At 68.8% G+C, this 21,316-nt stretch carries 19 protein-coding genes; 6 read left to right on the top strand and 13 right to left on the bottom strand.

What is annotated here, in order from left to right:
* Positions 1-25 precede the first annotated feature (25 nt).
* Genes AC30PD_RS16615 through AC30PD_RS16600 form a run of 4 tightly spaced genes read right to left on the bottom strand, consistent with a single transcriptional unit; the run spans position 26 to position 5,843 of the window.
* Positions 26-1,300 carry a TolC family protein gene (locus AC30PD_RS16615; RefSeq protein ID WP_489536777.1) on the bottom strand — a complete coding sequence of 425 codons (1,275 nt, stop codon included), beginning with the start codon at positions 1,298-1,300 and terminating at the stop codon, positions 26-28.
* The gene (locus AC30PD_RS16610; protein ID WP_489536776.1) at positions 1,297-1,656 is read right to left on the bottom strand and encodes a DUF3240 family protein; all 360 of its coding nucleotides are present in this window, start codon (positions 1,654-1,656) and stop codon (positions 1,297-1,299) included. The genes AC30PD_RS16615 and AC30PD_RS16610 overlap by 4 nt, the downstream gene beginning before the upstream one ends.
* On the bottom strand, positions 1,649-4,738 hold the full coding sequence (locus AC30PD_RS16605) for an efflux RND transporter permease subunit (protein ID WP_489536775.1): 3,090 nt from the start codon (positions 4,736-4,738) through the stop codon (positions 1,649-1,651). The genes AC30PD_RS16610 and AC30PD_RS16605 overlap by 8 nt, the downstream gene beginning before the upstream one ends.
* A 22-nt stretch (positions 4,739-4,760) precedes the next feature.
* Positions 4,761-5,843: an efflux RND transporter periplasmic adaptor subunit gene (locus tag AC30PD_RS16600; protein WP_489536774.1), complete on the bottom strand. Its 1,083-nt coding sequence runs from the start codon at positions 5,841-5,843 to the stop codon at positions 4,761-4,763.
* A gap of 127 nt (positions 5,844-5,970) precedes the next feature.
* On the opposite strand from AC30PD_RS16600, the gene AC30PD_RS16595 reads away from it, so the two are divergent.
* Both AC30PD_RS16595 and AC30PD_RS16590 read left to right on the top strand, forming a co-directional pair.
* Positions 5,971-6,624 (top strand): response regulator transcription factor, encoded by a 654-nt coding sequence (locus tag AC30PD_RS16595; protein WP_489536773.1) that lies wholly within the window; start codon positions 5,971-5,973, stop codon positions 6,622-6,624.
* The gene (locus tag AC30PD_RS16590; RefSeq protein WP_489536772.1) at positions 6,621-7,940 is read left to right on the top strand and encodes a sensor histidine kinase; all 1,320 of its coding nucleotides are present in this window, start codon (positions 6,621-6,623) and stop codon (positions 7,938-7,940) included. Before AC30PD_RS16595 ends, AC30PD_RS16590 begins: the two co-directional genes overlap by 4 nt.
* Positions 7,941-7,947: 7 nt before the next feature.
* Here AC30PD_RS16590 and AC30PD_RS16585 read toward each other — a convergent pair whose 3' ends face one another.
* A complete protein-coding gene (locus tag AC30PD_RS16585) occupies positions 7,948-8,568 on the bottom strand; it encodes a nucleotidyltransferase family protein (RefSeq protein ID WP_489536771.1) in 621 nt (206 codons plus the stop codon).
* Positions 8,569-8,767: 199 nt separating this feature from the next.
* Between AC30PD_RS16585 and pdxH the strand changes: the two genes are divergently transcribed.
* Complete coding sequence (pdxH, locus tag AC30PD_RS16580; protein ID WP_489536770.1) at positions 8,768-9,403, top strand: pyridoxamine 5'-phosphate oxidase; 636 nt, start codon at positions 8,768-8,770, stop codon at positions 9,401-9,403.
* 6 nt (positions 9,404-9,409) lie between these two features.
* Here the strand turns inward: pdxH and AC30PD_RS16575 are convergent, their stop codons facing one another.
* From AC30PD_RS16575 to AC30PD_RS16560, 4 genes are all read right to left on the bottom strand, one after another.
* Positions 9,410-12,040, bottom strand: coding sequence for a hybrid sensor histidine kinase/response regulator (locus AC30PD_RS16575; RefSeq protein WP_489536769.1), 2,631 nt, complete (start codon positions 12,038-12,040; stop codon positions 9,410-9,412).
* 115 nt (positions 12,041-12,155) lie between these two features.
* Positions 12,156-14,234: a TonB-dependent receptor gene (locus tag AC30PD_RS16570; RefSeq protein ID WP_489536768.1), complete on the bottom strand. Its 2,079-nt coding sequence runs from the start codon at positions 14,232-14,234 to the stop codon at positions 12,156-12,158.
* A 115-nt stretch (positions 14,235-14,349) separates the two neighbouring features.
* Entirely contained in the window at positions 14,350-14,727 is a 378-nt protein-coding gene (locus AC30PD_RS16565; RefSeq protein ID WP_489536767.1) for a hypothetical protein, read from the bottom strand.
* A gap of 35 nt (positions 14,728-14,762) precedes the next feature.
* The gene (locus AC30PD_RS16560; protein WP_489536766.1) at positions 14,763-15,275 is read right to left on the bottom strand and encodes a cupin domain-containing protein; all 513 of its coding nucleotides are present in this window, start codon (positions 15,273-15,275) and stop codon (positions 14,763-14,765) included.
* Positions 15,276-15,398: 123 nt separating this feature from the next.
* On the opposite strand from AC30PD_RS16560, the gene AC30PD_RS16555 reads away from it, so the two are divergent.
* Positions 15,399-16,211 (top strand): YdcF family protein, encoded by an 813-nt coding sequence (locus tag AC30PD_RS16555; protein ID WP_489536765.1) that lies wholly within the window; start codon positions 15,399-15,401, stop codon positions 16,209-16,211.
* Between the two features lie 6 nt (positions 16,212-16,217).
* Here AC30PD_RS16555 and AC30PD_RS16550 read toward each other — a convergent pair whose 3' ends face one another.
* Positions 16,218-16,961: an SDR family oxidoreductase gene (locus tag AC30PD_RS16550; protein ID WP_489536764.1), complete on the bottom strand. Its 744-nt coding sequence runs from the start codon at positions 16,959-16,961 to the stop codon at positions 16,218-16,220.
* Positions 16,962-17,035: 74 nt separating this feature from the next.
* Between AC30PD_RS16550 and AC30PD_RS16545 the strand changes: the two genes are divergently transcribed.
* Positions 17,036-17,626: a 2-hydroxychromene-2-carboxylate isomerase gene (locus tag AC30PD_RS16545; RefSeq protein ID WP_489536763.1), complete on the top strand. Its 591-nt coding sequence runs from the start codon at positions 17,036-17,038 to the stop codon at positions 17,624-17,626.
* A complete protein-coding gene (locus AC30PD_RS16540; RefSeq protein WP_489536762.1) occupies positions 17,623-18,855 on the top strand; it encodes an MFS transporter in 1,233 nt (410 codons plus the stop codon). Before AC30PD_RS16545 ends, AC30PD_RS16540 begins: the two co-directional genes overlap by 4 nt.
* Before the next feature lie 18 nt (positions 18,856-18,873).
* Here AC30PD_RS16540 and AC30PD_RS16535 read toward each other — a convergent pair whose 3' ends face one another.
* From AC30PD_RS16535 to AC30PD_RS16525, 3 genes are all read right to left on the bottom strand, one after another.
* Positions 18,874-20,013, bottom strand: a complete 1,140-nt coding sequence (locus AC30PD_RS16535) for an iron-containing alcohol dehydrogenase (RefSeq protein ID WP_489536761.1) — start codon at positions 20,011-20,013, stop codon at positions 18,874-18,876.
* 178 nt (positions 20,014-20,191) lie between these two features.
* A complete protein-coding gene (locus AC30PD_RS16530; protein ID WP_489536760.1) occupies positions 20,192-20,857 on the bottom strand; it encodes a glutathione S-transferase family protein in 666 nt (221 codons plus the stop codon).
* A 10-nt stretch (positions 20,858-20,867) separates the two neighbouring features.
* A complete protein-coding gene (locus AC30PD_RS16525; protein ID WP_489536863.1) occupies positions 20,868-21,305 on the bottom strand; it encodes a DoxX family protein in 438 nt (145 codons plus the stop codon).
* Positions 21,306-21,316 lie beyond the last annotated feature (11 nt).

The following is a 21,316-nucleotide window of genomic DNA, read 5'->3' as shown; positions in this document are numbered from 1 at the left end:
CACCGTGCATGAGCACCCCTGCCTGTCAATGGCGAACCGATGGTTCCGCCCACAACCGGTCTGCCTCCAGCTCGAGCCTGTGCTGCGATAGCCACGCGTCGACCGCGCCCACCGCTGCAGACAGTTGCTGTTCGTTCGCCAGACGCCTTGCCGACAACACGTCTGTGAGGCTGCCCGCGCCGAGCTGGTAACCCCGCTGCAACTTGTCGGCCGCACGCGCCAGACGCTGCGCAGCGTCGGCACTGGCCTGCCAGAACGCATAGGCCGTGTGGGCCTCGTGCAGACGCTGTGCAGCGTCTGCCTGGGCGCGCCACTCGGCGTCGGCCTGGCGCAGCGCAGCGGCCGCGGAACGGGATGCCGTGGCCGCCGCGCCGGCCGCCCGGTAGTCGCCGCCGAACGGGATGCTCAACACCACACCCAAGACGTTCTCGGCCCCGTTTCGCGCCCGCCCGTAGCGCACGCCGAGCGTCGGGTCGGCGCGGGTTTCGGCGGCATCGAGCGTCGCTTGCGTTTCGACCGCAGCGCTTTCTGCGCGGGCCATCTCGAGCTCGGCGTGGGCCTCGAGCTGGGCCGCGATCCATTGCGCATCGGTGCGCTGCAGGCGCTGTGGTGCTGGCAGCTCCGTGTCGGGCGGCAGGTCGATGCCCGGGAAAAGACGCTCCAGGCCGGTCCGCGCCGCGCCCGCACGACCCGAAGCCGCCTGGGCCTGGGCCTGCGCTTGCACGAGAGCCGCTTCGGCCTGTTCCTGTTCGATGCGGGCGGCATCGCCCAGGCGCTGGCGCTTCGCGACCGTCTCGAGCTGCTGCTGGAATAAGCCCACCTGCAGCGCCCACACCCGCGCTGATTCGCGTTCGCGCAACCACAGGCCCTGTCGTTCGAGCAGCAGCCGGGCCTGATCGCGCCAGACCTTGTGCGCGGCCGCCCGCGCCTGCGCCACACGTGCCTGCCCGGCGCGGTCGAACGCCTCAGACTTGCCCGGCAGGCGCAGCGCGCGCTCGAGGCCGACTTCCCATTCGGTGCTGCGCTCCGGGCTCGGCTGGCTCTGGCTGCGGCGAGCCGTGCTCAGGGTTCCGGCCCACTCGTGCGGGCCGAGCAGGTACTGTCGATGCACCGACTGCTCTGCGTCGACCACACGCCAGGCTGCCTGGTAGGCCGGGGCGCGGGCCAGCACGTCGACCGTGTTGCTCGACCTCGGCCAGTCCGAGCCCGGCTCGGCCGCGACCGCGACCGCGAGAACAGCGCACAACAGACATGCCGGCAGCACGCCGGCGGCGACGCACCACTTGCGCAAGCCATTCATCGGGTCGACTCCGTTTTCACGGCCACGAGGCCGAAGGCGCAGAAGCGCTCCACCGGCAAGACCCAGTACCCACCGTCCACACCCGCGAGCAAGGATTCGAACGCGTCGACCAAGGCATCGAGACGGGTGCGCGCGACGATGAGTTTCAGCTCGACCCGGTGGGCGAAGCCTCGCACCCGTTCCTCGTTCAGCGCAAGGCGTACCAGCGGGCCGCGGGCCGCGACCGGGTGCACGCTGAATTCGATCTGCCAGTCGGCATGCGACAAGAGCCAGTCCACCGCCCGGTCTTCGACCGCCGCGGGGATCAGGATCGTCAGGCACACCAGTGCCGAGGGGGTTCTTTCGAACTCATGCATGTTCGATCTCCGACACAGGGGTTGGCGTTGCCACGCCGAAGCGCTTGAACAGCATCGGCAGCAGCAGCAAGGTGAGCAGGGTCGAGGTGACCAGCCCGCCGATCACGACGATCGCCAGCGGCTTCTGGATCTCCGAGCCCGGCCCGGTCGCAAACAGCAGCGGCACCAGGCCGCCACCCGAAATGGCGGCCGTCATCAGCACCGGGCGCAGCCGGCGGCGCGCACCCTCGACGACGACTGCACCGAGTGCCATGCCCTGGGCCAGCAGCTGATTGAAGTAGCTCACCATCACGACGCCGTTGAGCACCGCGATGCCGAGCAGGGCGATGAATCCGACCGAGGCTGGCACCGACAGGTACTCGCCCGACGCTGCCAAGGCGACCACCCCGCCGATCAGAGCCAGCGGCACGTTGCCGAGCACCAGCAGGGCCTGGCGCACCGAGCCGAAGGTAGAGAACAAGATGAAGAAGATCAGGGCCAGCGCGACCGGGATCACCAGCGCCAGGCGGCGCGCGGCCCGTTGCTGGTTCTCGAATTGCCCACCCCAGGCCATCGAGTAGCCGGAAGGAAGCGGCGGCTGCGCCGCGACGAGCCGCTGTGCTTCTTCGACAAAGCCCACCAGGTCGCGCCCGCGCACGTTCGTCTGCACCACGACATAACGTTGTGCCTGCTCGCGGTCGACCTTGACCGGCCCGTCCACGCGCCGCAACTTCGCGACCGACTGCAGCGGCACCGACTGCCCGTCGGCACCCATCAGGCGCAGCGCCTCGAAGTCGGCCACCGACGTGCGCAACGCTTCGCTGCCACGGATCACCAGCGGCGTGCGCCGACCTGCCTCGTGGACAGTACCGATCGGCTGGCCCTCGACCCAGCGCCGCAGGTCGGCCTGAACCTGCTCGGCGTTCAGGCCGAAACGGCCCGCCGCCAGGCGGTCGACGTCGATCTGCAGGTACTGCACCCCGTCATTGCGCACCGTCAGCGTGTCGGTCGCACCTTTGATCGCAGCGATCAGGCCTTCGGTCTTCGTGGCCAGCCGGTTCAGTTCGGCCAGGTCGGTGCCGTAGATTTTCAGCGCCACGTCGCCGCGCACGCCGGTCAGCATTTCCGATACGCGCATGTCGATCGGTTGCGTGAAACTCGGGTCGATGCCGGGAAAGTCTTCCAGCACCGCGCGGAGTTCGCCGATGAGCCATTCCTTGTCGGGCTTGCGCCACTGGTCGCGCGGCTTGAGCACCAGAAAGCTGTCGGTCTGGTTCAGACCCATCGGGTCGAGGCCGAGTTCGTCGGCACCGCTGCGCGCCACCACACTCGCCACCTCGGGCACGCGCGCGAGCAGCGCCTTCTGCACCCGCAGGTCGAGCGCGACCGCGGTGTCCAGGCCGATCGACGGCAGCTTCTCAAGCTGCATGATGATGTCGCCTTCGTCGAGTGTGGGCATGAACGACTTGCCGATCACGCTGAACAGCACGCCGGTGGCCACCAGGGCCGCGAGCGCGCCGCCGATCATCAGGCGCTCGTGGCGCATGGCCCAGGCCAGCAGCACCGCATAGAAGCGGTTGAAGCGGCGCACCAGCCATGGTTCGTGGGCCGGCCCGACCTTCAGCAGCCACGAGGCCAGCACCGGCACGAGCGTGAGAGATAGCAGCAGCGACACGGTCAGCGCGAACACGATCGTCAGCGCCACCGGCGCGAAGAGTTTTCCCTCCAGCCCTTCCAGGCTCAGCAGCGGCAGGAACACGATCACGATGATCGCGATGCCAGCGGCCACCGGCACCGCCACTTCGCGGCTGGCACGGTAGACCAGGTGCAGCGGCGACTGCCGCTCGGCCAGCGAGCCGGTGAGTGCGGTTTCGACGTTCTCGACCACCACGACCGCACCGTCCACCAGCATGCCGATCGCGATGGCCAGGCCGCCCAGGCTCATCAGGTTGGCCGACAGGCCGAACTGGCGCATCAGCACGAAGGTGCCCAGGGCCGAGAACGGCAGGATCAGCGCCACCACGATCGCCGCGCGAAGGTTGCCGAGAAAGGCCAACAACAGCAGCAGCACCAGGCCCACGGCTTCGAGCAGCGCGCGGCCGACCGTGTTCACCGCGCGGTCGACCAGGCTGCTGCGGTCATAGAAAGGCACGACCGACATGCCCTTGGGCAGGCTCGGCGCCAGCGTGGCCAGCCGCTGCTTGACCTGCGCCACCACTTCGCGCGCGTTGGCGCCACGCAAGCCGAGCACAAGGCCTTCGACCGCCTCACCCTGGCCATCGCGCGTGACGGCGCCGTAGCGTGTGAGCTCACCGAAGCGCACCTGGGCCACGTCGCCGACGCGCACCACGCGGCCGTCGGCCGAGCGCAGCACCGTTGCACTCACGTCGTCAAGCGTGTGGATCGCACCTTCGGCGCGCACGATCAACGCTTCTTCACCACTGGCCAGCCGGCCTGCGCCGTCGTTGCGGTTGCCGGCCATCAAAGCACTTTCCAGCTGCGCGAGCGTCACGCCGCGAACCAGCAGCGCCGTCGGGTCGGGCACCACCTCGAAGGTGCGCACACGCCCGCCCAGACTGTTCACGTCGGCCACGCCGGGCAAGGTGCGCAGCGCCGGGCGCACCACCCAGTCGAGCACGCGGCGGCGCTCTTCGAGCGGCTGCGGCCCTTCCATGGTGAACATGAACATCTCACCCAGCGGCGTGGTGATCGGGGCCAGGCCGCCGGCGGTGTTCGGCGGCAGGTCTTTCATCACCCCGGCCAGACGCTCGCTGACCTGCTGCCGAGCCCAGAACACATCGGTGCCGTCTTCGAAGTCGAGCGTGATGTCGGCCAAGGCGTACTTGGATGTCGAGCGCAGCATCTTCTGCTTCGGGATGCCCAGCACTTCCTGCTCGATCGGCACGGTGATGCGCGACTCGACCTCTTCGGGCGTCATGCCCGGGGCTTTCAAGATCAGCTTGACCTGGGTGGTGGAAACATCGGGGAAAGCGTCGATGGGCACACCGAGGTAGGCCATGCCACCCGCGGCCACCAGCATGGCCGAGACGATGAACACGAGCACCCGCTGGCGCAGCGAGAATGAGATCAATGCAGACAGCATGGCGGCGTCGTATTCCGGTGGGTCACGGGGTTTGCGCGGCGCGCAAGGCTTTCAGCGAAGCCATGCCCTGAACCACCACCTTGCTGTCTGCAGGCAGGCCACGCACCGACGACGCTCCACCGGCGCTCGTGACGGCGGTGACGGGCATCGCGCGGTAGCGGCCGGGCCCGGCTTCAACGAAGACGATGGTCGTGCCGGCGTCGTTGACGAGCGCGGCCGACGGCACCCGCACCAAGCCCGCAACGACACGCCCGAGTTGCACTTCCACCCCCAAGCCGTGGCGCAGGTTGGCCGGCGGAGCGCTCAGTTCGGCGCGCACCAGCACGGTCTGGCTGGCAGGGTCGACCGCGTGCCCGATCGCGATGACACGGCCGCGGGCTTCGCTGCCCGTCACCGCAACCACATCGCCGACGCGAACCGACGAGGCATCGCTCGCAGGAACCTGCATCTCCAGCCACAGCGGGGTCAGCACCGCCAGCCTGTAGATGGCGGCGGCCGCGTCGACACGCTGGCCGACCACGACCTGGCGCTCGAGCACGACCCCATCGATCGGCGCGGTCAGCGTGATGCCGCCACCTTCGCGGGCGGCCGAACCACCGGCCTGGCGCAGCGCCAGTTCGCGCTCTTCGCGCTGCTCGGTCGCCAGGCCGGCCTGTGCACGGCTCGCCTCGATGCGCGACGAGGCGATCAGGCCTTCCTTGAAGAGCTGCTCGTCGCGTGCCAGCGTGGCGCTGGCCATCGTGGCGTGGCTGCGCGCCACGTGCACGTCGTGTTGCAGTTCCTGCGCCTGCGCGCTGCGCAGCACGGCAATCACCTGGCCGGCCCGAACCGTGTCGCCGACGCTCACGCGCAAGGCTTCCACGAGCGCCGGCAGCGGTGAAGCCACCACCCGCTGCTGGTTGGCCGGTACCAGCACGGTCGCCGCATGGCGGGTGCCGGTCGCCTCAGCGCCGGGCGCGACGGGTCGAGTCTGCAGGCCGAGCGCGAGAACCTGGGCTGGCTTGATGACGATCTCTGCGGCGGCAGCCCGTACCGTACCGGCGGCTGCGGCAGTCCACAGGCAGGCGGCGAAGAGTACGACGCGAAGGTGTTGGGTGTTGGGCATGGGGTGGCCGGGAGCAAGGCATGGCGCAAGGTGTTCAGGGCCGAGAGCTTCCCTGTCGAACCTGAAGCCAAAGTGAAACAACTGCGCGCGTGCCGGTGCTACCTTCGCTCCGAAGGAAAGGGACCGAATGCGACTGCTGCTTCTTGAAGACGACACCATCCTCGGCGAAGGCCTGCGCGACTTTCTGCAGACCGACGGGCATGTGGTGGACTGGTGCAAACGCCTGAGCGAAGTCATCGCGCTGCGCGAGGAGACCTACGACGCGCTGCTCGTCGACTGGCAATTGCCCGACGGTTCCGGGCTCGACTGGGTGCGCTCTATCCGGCGCAACGGCGATTCGACCCCTGTGCTGATCCTGACCGCACGCGACCTGCTCAGCGACCGCATCCACGGCCTGGACACGGGGGCCGACGACTACCTCGTCAAGCCCTTCGACCCCGAGGAGCTGTCGGCGCGCATTCGGGCCATCCGGCGCCGCGCTTCGGGTGCCGCCAGCCCGCGCCTGAAGTTCGGGTCGGTCGAGCTCGACCTGACCGGCAAGATCGCCTTCGCCAGCGGCGTTCGCGCCAACCTCACGGCACGCGAATGGGCTCTTCTGGAGGCGCTGGCGCTGCGGGCCGGCCGGATTGTGTCGAAGAGCGACCTCGACGCCCTGGTGCTCGGGCTGGAGAGCGAAGTCTCGAGCAACTCGCTCGAGGTGCACATCTCCAGCATCCGCCGCAAACTCGGACGCGAACTGGTCGAAACGGTTCGCGGGCTCGGCTACAGAATCTCGGCATGACTCGTCTGCCGTCGATCCGCGAGAGGCTCTCGCGCACGCTGGTGCTGGTATCACTGGTCTGGGGCTTTGCCGTTTCGGCCGTGGTGTGGCTCGCCGTGCGCCATGAAGTCGACGAGCTGCTGGACAACACCTTGCAGGAGTCGGCCGAGATCCTCTACGGCCTGCTCTTGTTCAACCAGGCACAGTTGCCGATGCAGGGCGGCGGTTCGATGCCCGCGCCCACGCATGACGAACGAACGGTGTGGCAGATCGTCGGGCCCGGCAACCAGGTCTTGCTGCGTTCGCACCACGCACCCGCCACACCCTTGGCAGCTCAGCACACGGCCGGCTTCTCGAGTGTTGGCGACGAATGGCGCGTGTACGGCATTCCGTTCGATGCCCCTGGCCGCATCGTCTACGTGGCGCAGCGTGGCAGCGAGCGGCGTGAAGCGCGGCTCGAAGCGGCGGCGCTCACCGCCGCCGCGGCGCTGCTCGTCGGGCTGCTGTGCGCCCTGTGGTTGCGCGCGCGCGTGCAGCGTGAGCTGGTGCCGATCAGCGACATGTCGACATCGGTGGCCCGCTTCGACCCGCTTCACCCGGAACAAGTGCTGGCCGAAGCCACCCGCGCCGAACTGGTGCCGATGCACGACGCCATTCAGGATCTGGGCGAACGGCTGGCCACGCGGCTGGCCAGTGAGCGCGCCTTCTCAGACCACGCGGCTCACGCCTTGCGCACGCCGCTGGCGGGCATGGTAGCCCAGCTGGCAGTGGCGCAACGCAAGTCCCCACCGGAAGCGCAACCACACCTGAAACGCACCCGCGAAGCGGCCGATCGCCTTCGGCGTGTGGTCAATGCACTGCTTACGCTGTTCAGAACCGGCACGGAAGTGCGGTGGCAGCGTGTCGACATCGCCGAACTGGCGGCAATGTTGCCCTTCGAGACGCTGTCGATCAGCGCCAGCGACTCCTCGCAGGCACATTGCGACCCCGACCTGCTCGCGGCCGCGCTGATGAACCTGCTCGACAACTCGCTGCGCCACGGCGCCACCATGGCCACGGTGAGCACGCGCTCCGACGGCGATGGCGTGTGGGTCGTGGTGAGCGACGACGGCAGCGGGCTGGCCGAGGATCAGCGGGAGCTGCTGCAAAGGGCACTCGACGACCAAGCCTACGAAGACCACATGGGTCTGGGCCTGATGCTGGCCGACTTGGTGGCACGCGCCCACGGCGGGCGGCTTCGTCTGGTCGGCGCCCTGGCGGGCTGCACGGTGGAAATCGGCCTCGGCGAAGCGCCCACGGATGCGACGGCGCCCGGCGACGCGGCTCCCGCCGCGTGAAGCAGCACTAACGCACGGTGCTCGCGCCAGCGCTGCTCGCGCCGCGCACGCTCACCAGATCGGCCAGCGTGTCCACGTCGAGCAGCACGCCCGCATCGTCGACCTCGAGGCCATGGGCCGGGTAACGCGCGATCACGCGCCGCGCGCCTTCGTCACCGCTGAGCGTGGCGAGCTCGGAATACAACTCGGCCGAAAACCCGACCGGGTGCCCACGCCGGCCCTTGTACTGCGCATAGGCGACCGCGTGGTGCGCGAGTTCGCGGGCCACGGCTTGCAGGGTGGAAGCTTGCACCAGAGGCATGTCGCCAGGGAGCACCAGCCAGCCGCTGGCGTCGGGGCGTGCGTTGACACCGGCGCTGATCGAATAGCCCATGCCCAGACCGGCCTGGCCGGGGGCGTCGGCCTCGGGCAGCACGATCACGTCGCGCGCCGCGACGCTGCGGCGCGCCACGTCGGCCAGAGCGTCGGTGGTGACGACCACCACCTGCAGCTGGCTGGCGATGGCATGCCCCAGCGTCGTGCCGAGCACGGTCGAAGCACCCAGGCTTTGTTCGAGCTTGTGCTCGGTACCCAGAAAGCGCGAGCCCTTGCCCGCCGCCAACACGATCACCGCCGGCCGCGAAGCCATGGCGTTACTCCTTTTGATTGATGCACCGCCCGACCTCGCCGACACGGCCAAGTCACGGCGACAGGAACCTGCCGCCGTCTCGATGCGAGGATCGGATGCGCCGCGCCTTTGAGCTAGTGGGAGCTTCACCTAAGGCCTACTACGTAAGCAAGTCTCACAGGTAGCGCCCCGGCCGGATGCGGCTTTCTATACTCGAGCCATGAACGACATCGCCCACCTGCGCAAGAGCTACGAACGTGCCGAGCTCGACGAGAGCGCCTCGGCACCGGTGCCACTCGACCAGTTCGCCTTGTGGCTGCAGCAGGCACTCGACGCCCAGGTGCCGGAAGCGAACGCGATGACGCTGGCCACCGTCGGTGCCGACGGCCGCCCGTCGACCCGTGTGGTGCTGATCAAGGGCTTCGACGCGCGCGGCATCTGCTGGTACACGAACTACGAGAGCCGCAAGGGGCGCGAACTCGCCGGCAACCCGTTCGCCGCGCTGCAGTTCCATTGGGTCGAGCTGGAACGGGTGGTGCGCATCGAAGGCCGGGTCGAGAAAATGTCGGCAGAAGAGTCCGATGCCTACTTTCAATCGCGCCCGCTCGACTCGCGCATCGGCGCCTGGGCTTCGCCGCAGAGCGAAGTGATCGCGTCGCGCGCCGTGCTGGTGGGCAACGCAGCGAAGTACGGCGCCAAGTTCATGCTCAACCCGCCGCGCCCACCGCACTGGGGCGGTTACCGGCTGGTGCCCGACCACTGGCAGTTCTGGCAGGGCCGAAAGTCGCGCCTGCACGACCGGCTGCGTTACCGGCTCGAGGGTGAAGCCTGGGTGCGCGAACGCCTGGCGCCCTGAAGCGGTTCAGCTCGACGGCGCGGCAGCGGCCAGCGTGTCGAGGTCGGCCAGAAAGCGCTTGAAGTCGATCGGCTTGGTCCAGTAGTCGTCGAAGCCGGCGGCGCGCGCACGACCGATGTCGTCGCTCATGCCGTTGGCCGAGAGCGCGATCTTCACGCAGTGCGCCAGCGCCGGCGCACTCTGAAGCCGCCGCAGCACCTCGAAGCCGTCGATGTCGGGCAATTGCATGTCGATCAGCAGCACGTCGGGGGCTTGTTCGAGCGCCCGCGCCACGCCCGAAAGCCCGTCGGTGGCGCAGCTCAGGCGCACGTTCGGGCGCATCGCGATGAGCTCTTCGACCAGCAGCACGTTCACCGGGTTGTCTTCGATGTAGAGCACCGACAGCGGGCGCAGCGGCACCCGCTGTGGCGGCGCCACCAGCGAGGAGGCGTCGCCCGTGACGCCGGCAGCACGCGGTTGAACAGGCGCCTCGGCACGAGGCAGCCACACGTCGAAGCGGCTGCCGCGCCCCGGCTCGCTCTGGACCGTGACACGCCCGCCCATGAAGTCGGTGAGCTGGCGCACGATCGCCAGGCCGATGCCGGTGCCTTCGATCCCTTCGCGGTCGGCGCCGAGCCGGTTGAACGACTCGAACAGGTGCTCGCGTTGCTCGGGGGTGAGGCCGCGGCCGTCGTCGCGCACGCCGATGCTCCAGCCGCCGTCGGGCGTGGCCTGTGCAGAAAGCCAGACCTGCCCGCCGGCGTGGTTGTACTTGACGGCATTGCTCACGAGGTTGGCCACGATCTGCCGCAAGCGCCGCGCATCGGCCCGCACCCAGCCGGCACCCGGCTCCACATGCAGCCGCACCTTCATGGCATGGGCGGGCGCCGAGACCCATTGCGCCACGTCTCCCAGCACGGCATCGATCGCCACCGCCTCGAACACCAGCGGCAAGGTGCCGGCTTCGATCGCGGCCAGGTCGAGCACGTCGCCGATCAGGGCGAGCAGGTGTTCGCCGGCCGAACGGATGCGCGCGACGCGCTCCAGCTGCAGTGCGGGCAACGGGTGGGCGGCGTCGTGCTCGATGAGCTGCGCAAAACCGAGCACCGCGTTCAGCGGCGTGCGCAACTCGTGGCTCATGCGCGCGAGGAATTCAGACTTGGCCTGGCTGGCGCGTTCGGCCGCCTGCTTGTCGCTGATCGCCTGCTCGGCGAACTGGCGCTGATGAACCGATTCGGTGATGTCGAGCTGCACGCCCACGTGCCGGGCCTGCCCGTCGCGCAACTCGCTGCGCGAGCGGCTCACCACCCAGCGCACCGAGCCGTCGGGGCGCACGATGCGCAGCTCGATCTCGAACACGCCACCGGCCGTGGTCGGTTCCTGGTGGCGCAGCGCCTGCACCCAGTGCCGATCGTCAGGGTGCACGAGCTGGCTCAGCCAGGCCTGGTACGAGGGCGCGCCCTGAGCAGCTGCGAGCCCGTAGATCACGAACATCTGAGCGTTCCACTCGGCGGCGCCGTCGACCGGGTTGATGCTCCAGATGCCCACGCCCGCCGCGTTGGCCACGAGCTCGATGCGCCGCGCCAGCACACGGGCGCGCTCGCGCTCGGTGATCTGCGCGGTCTGGTCCATCGACATGCCCACGAGCGCGATCACCCGACCGTTGGCGTCGTGCTCGGCCACGCGGCGCGTCAGCATGTGGCGGTACTCGCCGTTGCGGCGCCGGTAGCGTGCCTCCACGTCGACCACGCCGTCGCCCCGCTCGGCCCGCGTCGACGCGTCCAGCAGGCCTTGAACGTCGTCGGGGTGCACCAGTGCGAGGTTCTCTTCGACCGAGCTGTGGTCGATGCGCGGCCCGCGCCCGCCCGGCCCGTAACCGGCTTCGTTGAAGTGGATGCGCCAGGTCGCGAGGTCGATCCGCCAGACCGAGATCTTCGCCAGCCGCAAGGCCTTGCCGAGCTCGGCGCTGATGGCTTCCTGCGCCCGCTCGCGGCCCGCGCCCTCGGTGCCATCGACGATCACGCCGTACATCATGGCGGCCCGGCCATCGCTGCCGGCCCGCACTTCGATCATCGACTGCAGGTCACGCACGCTCGCATCGGGCAGGACCACGCGAAACCGGATGGTGTGGCGGCCCGGCTCGAGGACGAAGCGCTGGTGCTCCATCCTGAAACGCTCGCGGTCATCGGGATGAACACGCTGCAGCGCGGCGGCCATGTCGGGCGTGCCGACGGTCGGCTCCAACCCGAACAGGCGGAACATGTGCACGTCCCAGTGCCCTTCGCCGGTGCGCACGTCGCGCTCGAACAAGCCGAGGCGGCCGAATTCCTGCACCAGTGCGAGCTTGTCGGCGGCCGTGCTCGAAACCGCGCCACCGATGCCGGCGCCAACGTCGTCGGGCACCAGCCAGACCAGCCAGCCTGCGCCGAGAGGCACCGACTTCCAGGCCAGGCCGAGCGACACGATGCGCCCTTCGGTGGCCACGGCCGGCACCTGGGCCGCGAGCAGCTGGTCGGCCAAAGCGCGCAGCGCCACATCGTCGAGCCCGCGGCTGCGTGACCAGAGCAAGGCGCCAGCATTCATGCGCCAGCCGGCGGAACCGACCTCGGGCCACAGCTTGATCGCCGGGCCGGGGGCCGAAAGCCAGAGTTGATCCATGAAAGCCGTGAGCGCTGCGGGTGGGCGCGCGCATGCAGCGCGCAGCCGAGTGTATCGGCGCGCGCTGGCCACAATGTGAGCCAATGTCAACCGCTGCGGCGCTGTGCCGCACTGGTCAGAAGCTCACACGCAGCCCCGTTTTCAGCGCCCGGCCGGGCAGCGGCGCGAGGCCACGCACGGTGTCGATGGTCGAAGCGTTGTAGGCCAGCGTGTTGCCCACGTTGCCGAGCTTCAGGAACCACAGCGCGTTGTTTCCCGCCAGCTCGAACTTGCGCGTCAGCGACAGGTTGACGATGCTGTACGACGCGGTGGCCGTGTCGTTGGCCGGCACCCGGCTCTGGCGCGCCGCGTGGTCGAGGTCGATGCGTGCCGACCACGGCCCGAAACCGGCGTCCAGCCCGAGCGCCAGGCGCATGGGCGCCACGCGCGGCAACGGCTCGCCGGTGCTGCTGTCGGTGGCCCGCGTCAGGTCGAGCTTTCCAGAGAGGTCGAGCGTCCAGCCGCCGTCGAACAGGCGGTGTTTGCCGTCGATCTCGAAACCACGCAGGCGCGCCGGCACGGAACGGAAGGCGTACTCGGGGTACGACGAGACGTTGCCAGCGTCATCGGTCACGTCGATATTGGCGCCGGTGGCCTCGAGCGCGATGAAGCGCGAAAAGCGCGCGCTGAACACCCCCATACGCCAGTGGTCGGCGCCCGACTTCCACTCGATGGCGAGGTCGACGTTGTTGCCACGCTCGGTCTGCAAGCCCTGGTCGCCGCGCTCGAACGCGCCGGTGGCGGCGTGCAGGCCGTTGGCGAACAGCTCGAACGAGGTCGGCGCGCGTTCGCTTGCGCTCAGAGTGCCGGTGAGGTTCCAGGTGGGGCTGAGTTTGTAGACGTTCGACAGCGAAGCGCTGCGCAAAGAAAAGTTGCGCTGCGCCGCGGCGCCGAACTTCGGCGTGCCCGGGTCGGCATCCCCTTCCGAACTGACCTTGGCGCGCTCGACGCGCAAACCCGCGCTCAGCGTGCCGAGTGGCCAGGCCATCTCTTCGGTCACGAACAAGGCCTGGCGGCGCGTGCGGGTGCTCGGCACGAAGGCTTCTGCGCCGAGGGCCGAAAAGTCGAAGTCCTCGGCCTGCACGCCGACCAGGCCACGCAGCGGGCCGATCGGTGCGTGTTCCATCTCGACGCGCGCTTCGGTGCCCGAGGTCTTGAAGGTGGTGCCGATCTCGCCCGTGCCTTCCACCTCTTCGTGCCGGTAGCGTGTGTCGTTGAGCTGAACACGCAGGGTCCGTATCGGGCCGTCGATGTCACGCAGTTCACCGGCCACGCCGACATGGTCGCGCTTCATTCGGATCACCACGTCGGGCTCGGCGACCACGCCGTAGCGGCTGCCGTAGGTGTCGACGGAGAGGCCGAGGTAGCCCCGATCGAAGGTCAGCGAACCGCCGAGCGCACCACCATGCGTGCGCGCCGCTGAATTGCGCACCCGGTCGGTCGCGTCGAGCGCCACGCCGTCTTCGACGGGTGTGTGGCGGGGCACCTTCAGGTCGGAGGTTTCGCGCCCGAACACGTCGGCATGGAGGGCGAACTGGCTGTTGCCGGCTTCGACCAGCGCCGCGCCACCACGTTCGCTTTCGGCACCACCGAAACGCACTTCGGCGGCGCCGGAAACACCCTTCAGCCCTTCTTTCGGAATGCGGTTGTCGAGGGCATTGACCACACCGCCGACCGCGCTGCCGCCGTACAGCAAGGCGCCAGGCCCGCGCAGCACCTCGATGCGTTCGACCACCAGCGGGTCGATCGGCACCGCGTGGTCGAAGCTCAGGCTCGAGGCGTCGAGCGAGGCACCGGCGTTGCTGAGCACCCGCACGCGGTCGCCGTCGAGCCCGCGGATCACCGGCCGGTTGGCGTTGGGCCCGAAATAGCTCGACGACACGCCGGGCAGGCCGTTCAGCGTTTCGCCGAGCGAGCCGGCGCGGCGCAACACGAGTTCGTCGCCGGCGAGCACCGAGACCGGTGCGGCGAGTTCGGTGGAACGCAGCGGGTTGCCGGTGACGACGATCTCCTTGAGCGTGGCCACCTTGGGTGGTGCCGACGCGGCAGTGGCTGCCGGTTCAGGGGTGTTTGTCTGGGCGTGAAGAACGGGCGCGAATGCGGCGCCCAGCGCAATCACCAGCGCCGAGCGCTGGAACACGAAGTTCGGGTTCATGAAGGATTCCTGGCTTGGGCACGAAGCCCGTGGTCCGGGCCCGGTGCCCGCCGGCGCACACGGGTGCGCGGCGGGGCGGGCCACACGAGGCCGCGCAGTCAGCGCGGCGGGTCGGTCAGACCAGCGAGGGCGGCCCGCGGGCGAGGAAGCCCGCGGCCTGGGCGGCGAGTTGCCAGCCTGGGTGCACCTGCTCGGCCGTGGCGGCGGGCCCTTGCAGCGCAAGCACCGGCGCATCACCGCAGGCCAGGTCAGCGTGGCTCGACTGGTCGTACAGGTCACAGCCGCGTTCGCTGTCGTGGCCCGCGAACAGCGCTTTCAGCCACGATTTTTCGGCCTGCTTTGCTTCAGCCGCAGCCTGCGCGAAGCCATGGCCCACGAGAGGCGCGTGCACGATGCGGTGCATCAGGCCCAGCGCCTGCGCCAGCACGAACGCGAGCAGCACACTGGTGATCAGTGCGCGCCTGAAGCGAAGCATGGGCTGGCGAAGGAACATGCGCCGAGTCTAACAAGCGTGGCGCGGCGGGCGGCTCAGGGCTCGCCGTCCCAGTAGTCGAGATCGTCCTTCTCGCGGTGCATGCGGCCGAAGGTTTGCGGTGCGCCATCGAGCGTGCCCTGTGCCATGGCGAGGTACTTGCCCGAATCGGGATATTCGACGACCTCGGGGCTTTCGCGCGTGCTGATCGACAGGTATTTGAGCGGCGCGGCCGAGGTGTTGATGAACTGGTGCGGGTACTGCGGGCCGGGTGGAATGAAGATGGTGTCGCCGGCACCGACCGCCAGCATCTCGCCCGCCACACGCAACGTGCCCTCACCTTCGAGGATCACGAAGGCCTCTTCCTGCGCGTAGTGAAAGTGGTAGGGGCAACTGCGCTTGCCCGGGTCGACGATGTCGATCGTGATGCCGAGCTTGGTGGCGGCCGTGCCCCGCGCCAGCCGCGCGGCCGCACCGGCGTAGAGCGGCGCGCGCTCGTCGCGGGTCATCTGTGCGCTGTTGAAGTTGCGCACGAGCTTGTCGCGCAGTTCCTGCTGTTTGGGATTCATGGGGCTTTTCCGGTGAGGCGTCACGCTCGATCATGCCTTGGCGCGCGCTCGGCCTCCCGTGGCGCGCCCGCGGTCAGGGGCTGCGGCACAATCGCGCCCCATCGCACCCCCGAGAGCTCACCCGTGAACGGTCTGTTTGTCATGCTCGGCATCGAAACCTGGAAGCCGGTGCTGACCGCGCTGCTGCTGCCGCCGGTGCCGTTCCTGCTCTTGCTGCTGCTCGGTGCCCGCCTGCTGTTGCCACGCCGCGGGCTCGGCTGGCTCGTCATTCTCTTCAGCGTGGCGATGCTGTGGTTGAGCGGCACCACGGGCACGGCGCAGTTCCTGTCGCAGTTCGTGCTGCACCCGCCGGGCGCACTGAGCTCGAGCCGCATCAAGGAACTGAAGGCCGAAACAAAGAACCCGTCGGCGATCGTGGTGCTAGGCAGCGGCATGGAACCCTATGCGCCGGAATACGGCGTGAGCAACCTGACCAGCTATTCGGTGGAGCGGCTGCGTTACGGCATCTGGCTCGGCCGTGAAACCGGCATCCCGGTCGCCTTCAGCGGTGGTGTGGGCTGGGCTTCGCCCGACGAAGGCAAGACCGAAGCGCAGGTGGCCTCGCAGATCGCCGCGCAAGAATTCGGCCGGCCGCTGAAATGGCTGGAAGACAAGTCGCGTGACACGCGCGAGAACGCGGCTTTCACGGTGGCCCTGCTCAAGCCGCTGGGCATCAAGCGCATCGTGGTCGTGACACACGGCTGGCACATGCCTCGCGCCGTGCGCGCTTTCGAAGAAGCCGTGGGCAAGGGCAGCGACATCGAGATCGACGCTGCGCCGATGGGCCTGGCCCGCAGCGTGGAGTCGGCCTCGCTCACGTGGATCCCTTCGACCCACGGCCTCACCGAGGTGCGCAACATCGTGCGCGAACTCTACGGCCGCATCGCCGGCGCCTGAGCCCGGCTACCAGGTCTCCATCCACGGCCGCAGGTCGAGCTCGAAGGTCCAGGCATCACGCGGCTGCGTGTGCAGGTGCCAGTAGTTGTCGGCGATGTGCTCGGGGTTCAGGATGCCGTCCTGCTCCTTCATCGCGTAGCGCTGCGGAAAATTGCTGCGGATGAATTCGGTGTCGATGGCGCCGTCGACGATCACGTGCGCCACGTGCACGCCCTTCGGCCCCAACTCGCGCGCCATGCTCTGCGCCAGCGCACGCAGCGCGTGCTTGGCGCCGGCGAAAGCCGCGAACCCGCTCGACCCGCGCAGCGACGCGGTGGCCCCGGTGAAGATCATCGTGCCGCGCCCGCGCGCGACCATGCGGCGAGCCGCTTCGCGCCCGTTCAGAAAACCGCCGAGGCAGGCCATCTCCCAGATCTTGAAGTACTTGCGCGCCGTTTCTTCGAGGATGCTGCAGGGCACGTTGGCGCCGATGTTGAACACGAACACCTCGATCGGCCCGACTTCGCTCTCGATGCGCTCGACCAGCGCCACCACGTCTTCTTCCTTGCGCGCGTCGCTCGCGAAACCGTGCGCCCGCAGGCCTTCGGCGCGCAGGCTCTGCACCAGCGGTTCGAGCTTGTCGGCGCTGCGGCGTGTCATGCACGCGGTGAAGCCTTCGCGCGCGAAGCGCCGGGCGATGGCGCCGCCCGTCGCGTCGCCGGCGCCGACGATGAGCGCCACCTGGGGTCGGGGATCAACAGGGCTGGTCATCGTGGTTCCTGCAGTGCGGTTGAACACGCCGTATGCTGCACCATCCGCACCTCTTTCGCTTCGGGCCGATCACCATGACCAAGACCGTTGAGTTTCTTTTCGATGTGGGCAGCCCGACCGCCTACCTGGCCTGGACGCAATTGCCGAAACTCTGCGCTGAGACCGGCGCCACGCTGGTCAGCACGCCCATGCTGCTGGGCGGTGTGTTCCAGGCGACCGGCAACGTCTCGCCCGCGGCCGTGCCGGTGAAGGGCAACTACATGACGGCCGACATCACCCGCTTCGCAAAACGATACGGCGTGCCCTTCGCGCACAACCCGGCCTTCCCGATCAACACGCTGGTGCTGATGCGCGGCGCGGTGGGTGTGCAGTTGCACTCGCCCGAGCGCTTCGACGCCTACCTGAAGACCGTGTTCACCGCGCTCTGGGTCGAACAGAAGAACCTGAACGACCCGGCGGTGCTGGCGGCGACGCTGGTCGCCGCCGGCTTCGACCCGGCCGCGGTGCAGGTGCTGGCGGCCGAGCCCGCGATCAAGGACAAGCTGCGCGCCAACACCGAAGCCGCCGTGGCCCGCGGCGTGTTCGGCGCGCCGACCATGTTCGTCGGCGAATCCATGTTCTTCGGCCAGGACCGGCTCGACTTCGTGCGTGAAGCCCTGCTTTGAGCTCGCCTGCCGACAGTTCCGTCCCGGGCGCGCCTGAGGCCATTCCCGCCGGCGCGATCCTGTGCCTTTCGCTAGGCGCCTTCGGCAGCGGCGTGTCGCTGCGGGTGAACGACGCGCTGCTGCCGCGCCTGGCCGAGCAGTTCGCCGTGTCGCTGAGCACGGCCGCGCAGGTGATCAGTTATTTCGCGATCGCCTATGGCCTGTCGCAGTTGATGTTCGGGCCGCTGGGCGACCGCTTCGGCAAGTACCGCGTGATCGCCTGGGCTTGCGCGGCCTGCGCCGCCACCGCCGTGCTGTGCGGCGTGGCGCCCGGCTTCCCGCTGCTGACCACAGCGCGTGCGCTGGCCGGCGCCACCGCCGCCGCGATCATTCCGCTCGCGATGGCCTGGATCGGCGACGTGGTGCCTTACGAAAAGCGCCAGCCCGTGCTCGCCCGCTTTCTGATCGGCCAGATCCTCGGCCTCTCGGCCGGCGTGTGGCTCGGCGGTTTCGCGGCCGACCACCTGAACTGGCGCCTGCCCTACTTCGCCATCGGCGCGTTGTTCGCCGCGGTGAGCGTGGCGCTGTTCATGCTGAACCGCAAGCTGCCCGCACACGCCCGCAAGATGCAGCCGGCCAGTGGCTCGGCGGTGCGCCGCATCGTCGACGATTTCGGCCACGTGCTCGCGCGGCCCTGGGCGCGCAGGGTGCTGGCCACCGTGTTTCTCGAAGGCGCTTTCCTGTACGGCCCGTTCGCGTTCATCGCTTCGCACCTGCACCACGACTTCGGCGTGTCTCTCTCGCTCGCTGGCTCGCTGGTGATGCTGTTCGGCTTCGGTGGCGTGCTCTACGCCGTGTCGTCGGCACAGTTCGTGGCGCGGCTCGGTGAAGTGGGGCTGGTGCGCGGTGGCGGCGTGGTGCTCACGGCCGCGCTGCTCGGCGTGGCGCTGGCGCCCGCCTGGTGGTGGGCGATTCCGTCGTGCCTGCTCGCCGGCCTGGGCTTCTACATGCTGCACAACACCTTGCAGATCAACGCCACACAGATGGCACCGGAGCGCCGCGGTGCGGCGGTGTCGGCCTTCGCATCGTGCTTCTTTCTGGGCCAGTCGGCCGGCGTGGTTGTCGCGGGGGCGCTGGCCGACCGGATCGGGACCGGCCCGATGATCGCGGTGGGCGCGTTCGGCGTGCTGGCGGTGGCGCTCAACTTCGGGCGGCTGCGCGCGAACTCGACGCTGGCGCAGCACCGCTGAGGCGGTGCGCGCCGTGGATCACATCGAGCTTTCGAGCATGTCGCGGTAGTCGTCGGCAGACGCGATGCGCGGGTTGGTCTTGTGGCAGTGGTCGGCCAGCGCGCCGCTCACGATGCGCTCGAACAAGGCGTGTTCCACACCCATGGCCGCCAGGCCGGTCGGCAGGCCCAGGCGCGCGTTCATCTCGCGGATGGCTTCGGGAATGTCGCCACCGCTGCCCAGCCCCATCGCCCGCGCCATGCGGTCGAGGCGCTTGTCGCGGATCACGGTTTCGGCTTCGGCATTGAAGCGCACCACGGCCGGCAAGAACATCGCGTTGAGCGTGCCGTGGTGCAGACGCGGGTTGGCGCCGCCCAGGCTGTGCGAGAGCGAGTGCACCGCGCCCAGGCCCTTCTGGAACGCCATGGCGCCCTGCACCGAGGTGCTCATCATGTTCAGCCGCGCCTCGCGGTCTTGCCCGTCGCGCGTGGCGCGTTCGATGTGGGCCCAGCCACGCTCGAGCCCGTCGAGCGCGATGCCGTCGGCCGGCGGGTTGAAGGGCGCGGCCATGAAGGTTTCCATGCAGTGTGCGATCGCGTCCATGCCGGTGGCGGCCGTGAGCCCCGGCGGCAGGCCGAGCGTGAGCTCGGGGTCGCAGATGGCCGAGCGAGGCAGCAGGTGCCACGAGTGGAAGCCGAGCTTGCGGTGGTCGTCGGTGATGACGATGGCGCCGCGCGCCACCTCGCTGCCCGTGCCCGAGGTGGTGGGCACCGCGATCAGCGGTGCCACCGCGTCGGTGATCCTGCCGCTGCCGCCTTCGATGGTGGCGTAACCGACCAGCGGCCCGGGGTGCGTGGCGGCGATGGCCACGCCCTTGGCGCAGTCGAGCGACGAGCCACCGCCCACCGCGATGAGGCCGTCACAGCCGTGCTCGTTGAACAGGGCCGCGGCTTCACGCACCGCCGCTTCGGTCGGATTCGATGGCGTGCGGTCGTAGATGGGGCCTTGCAACGACGCGGGCAAGGCATCGAGCACCTTCTGCAAGACACCGGCGGCACGCACGCCGGCGTCGGTGACGATCAGCGGCTTCTTGATGCCGACACGCTCGCATTCGGAGGCAAGCAGCGAGCGGGTGCCGAAATCGATGTGGACGTGGGTGAGGTAGTAGATGAGAGACATGGCGGGCTCGATCAGGTTGGCGGGAACTGCGCTACGTTAACCGAGCGGTGGCTGGAGGTTTGCGCCGGACAGCTTACCGACGTTCCAAGCGTGGTTCATCCATGCGCCCACGACCTCGGCCTGCGAACAGGGGCATCGAGCGCCGGATGAAGCAACGGCTCGAGATCGCCGCGTCCGTTCAAGCATTCATCCGGGCAGACAGCGCCGAGTCCCGCTCAACGAGGAACCGCTGCAACAGCCGGGGGTAGGCCGGATCGACGGCATCACGAACCGTCGGGCGCGCAGCCAGCGCCGCACGCCAGGCGCGGACCCGCGGCGTTGCCTCGAAGATGCCGAAGTCGACGACACCGTCGAAGGCGTCGAAGTAGCGAAAGATCGGACCGAAGACGGCATCAACGACCGAGAACTCACCCCCGGCAAAGTACGGGCCGTCACCGAGCGCGGCTTCCATCTGCTCGAACCGGCTGCGCAACTCGGCCGCCTTGCCATGCAAGGCCTGCTCGTCGGGTGCGTTGTAGAAGCCGGCGATGGTGTTCAACACGGCCGAGCCGAACTCCATCCAGGCTCGATGGCGGGCTCGCTGCAATGCGTTGCCCGGATGCAGCCGCGGCAAGGTGGTGTCTTCCAGGTACTCGCAGATGACGGCCGATTCGAAGATGGCTTCACCACCCACGAGCAGCACCGGCGTTTTGCCCAAGGGTGAGAGGCGAAGAAACCAGTCGGGCTTGTTCGACAGATCGACGTCGATGCGTTCGAAGGCGATGCCTTTCTCAGCCAGGACAATGGCGGCCCGTTGCACGTAGGGGCACAGTTTGTGGCTGATGAGCGTGAGGCGTTCAGACATGGCTCCGTCCTCACAGGCTGGGAACAAGGCGTGTGCTGCGACGCAGGCTCAGCGCCCCATCACCCGCAAGCCAGAGGGCGACCGAGACCAGAAGCAGGAAGGCGGGGTACTCCCAACCACCTCCGTTCGCCGTGTGAACCCAGCCGTTGCCGGCATGGACCGAAATCACCACAGCCATCACCGGCGAAAGGGCCAGGGCCACCTGCCTGGCGTACAGACCCAGCACGATCGCCAGGCCGCCGAGCAGCTCCGCAGCGAAGAGCGGGTAGGCAACCCAGCCCGGAAAGCCAATGCTGATGAAGTATTGCGCTGTGCCAGGCAGCGTGAACACGAACAGCTTGAGCAGCGCGTGCGCGATCCACATCGCGCCCAGGCCGACACGCAACAACGCGATGCCGAGGTCGACGCTGCGACGGGGACTGAGACCGGGACCGGGACTGGATGTCATCTGGAATCTCC

This window comes from Rhizobacter sp., assembly GCF_032229685.1.
In the GTDB taxonomy this organism is placed as follows: domain Bacteria; phylum Pseudomonadota; class Gammaproteobacteria; order Burkholderiales; family Burkholderiaceae_C; genus LMDS01.
The sequence above is the reverse complement of the archived record's forward strand: the minus strand, read 5'-3'. Positions and strand labels throughout refer to the sequence as shown.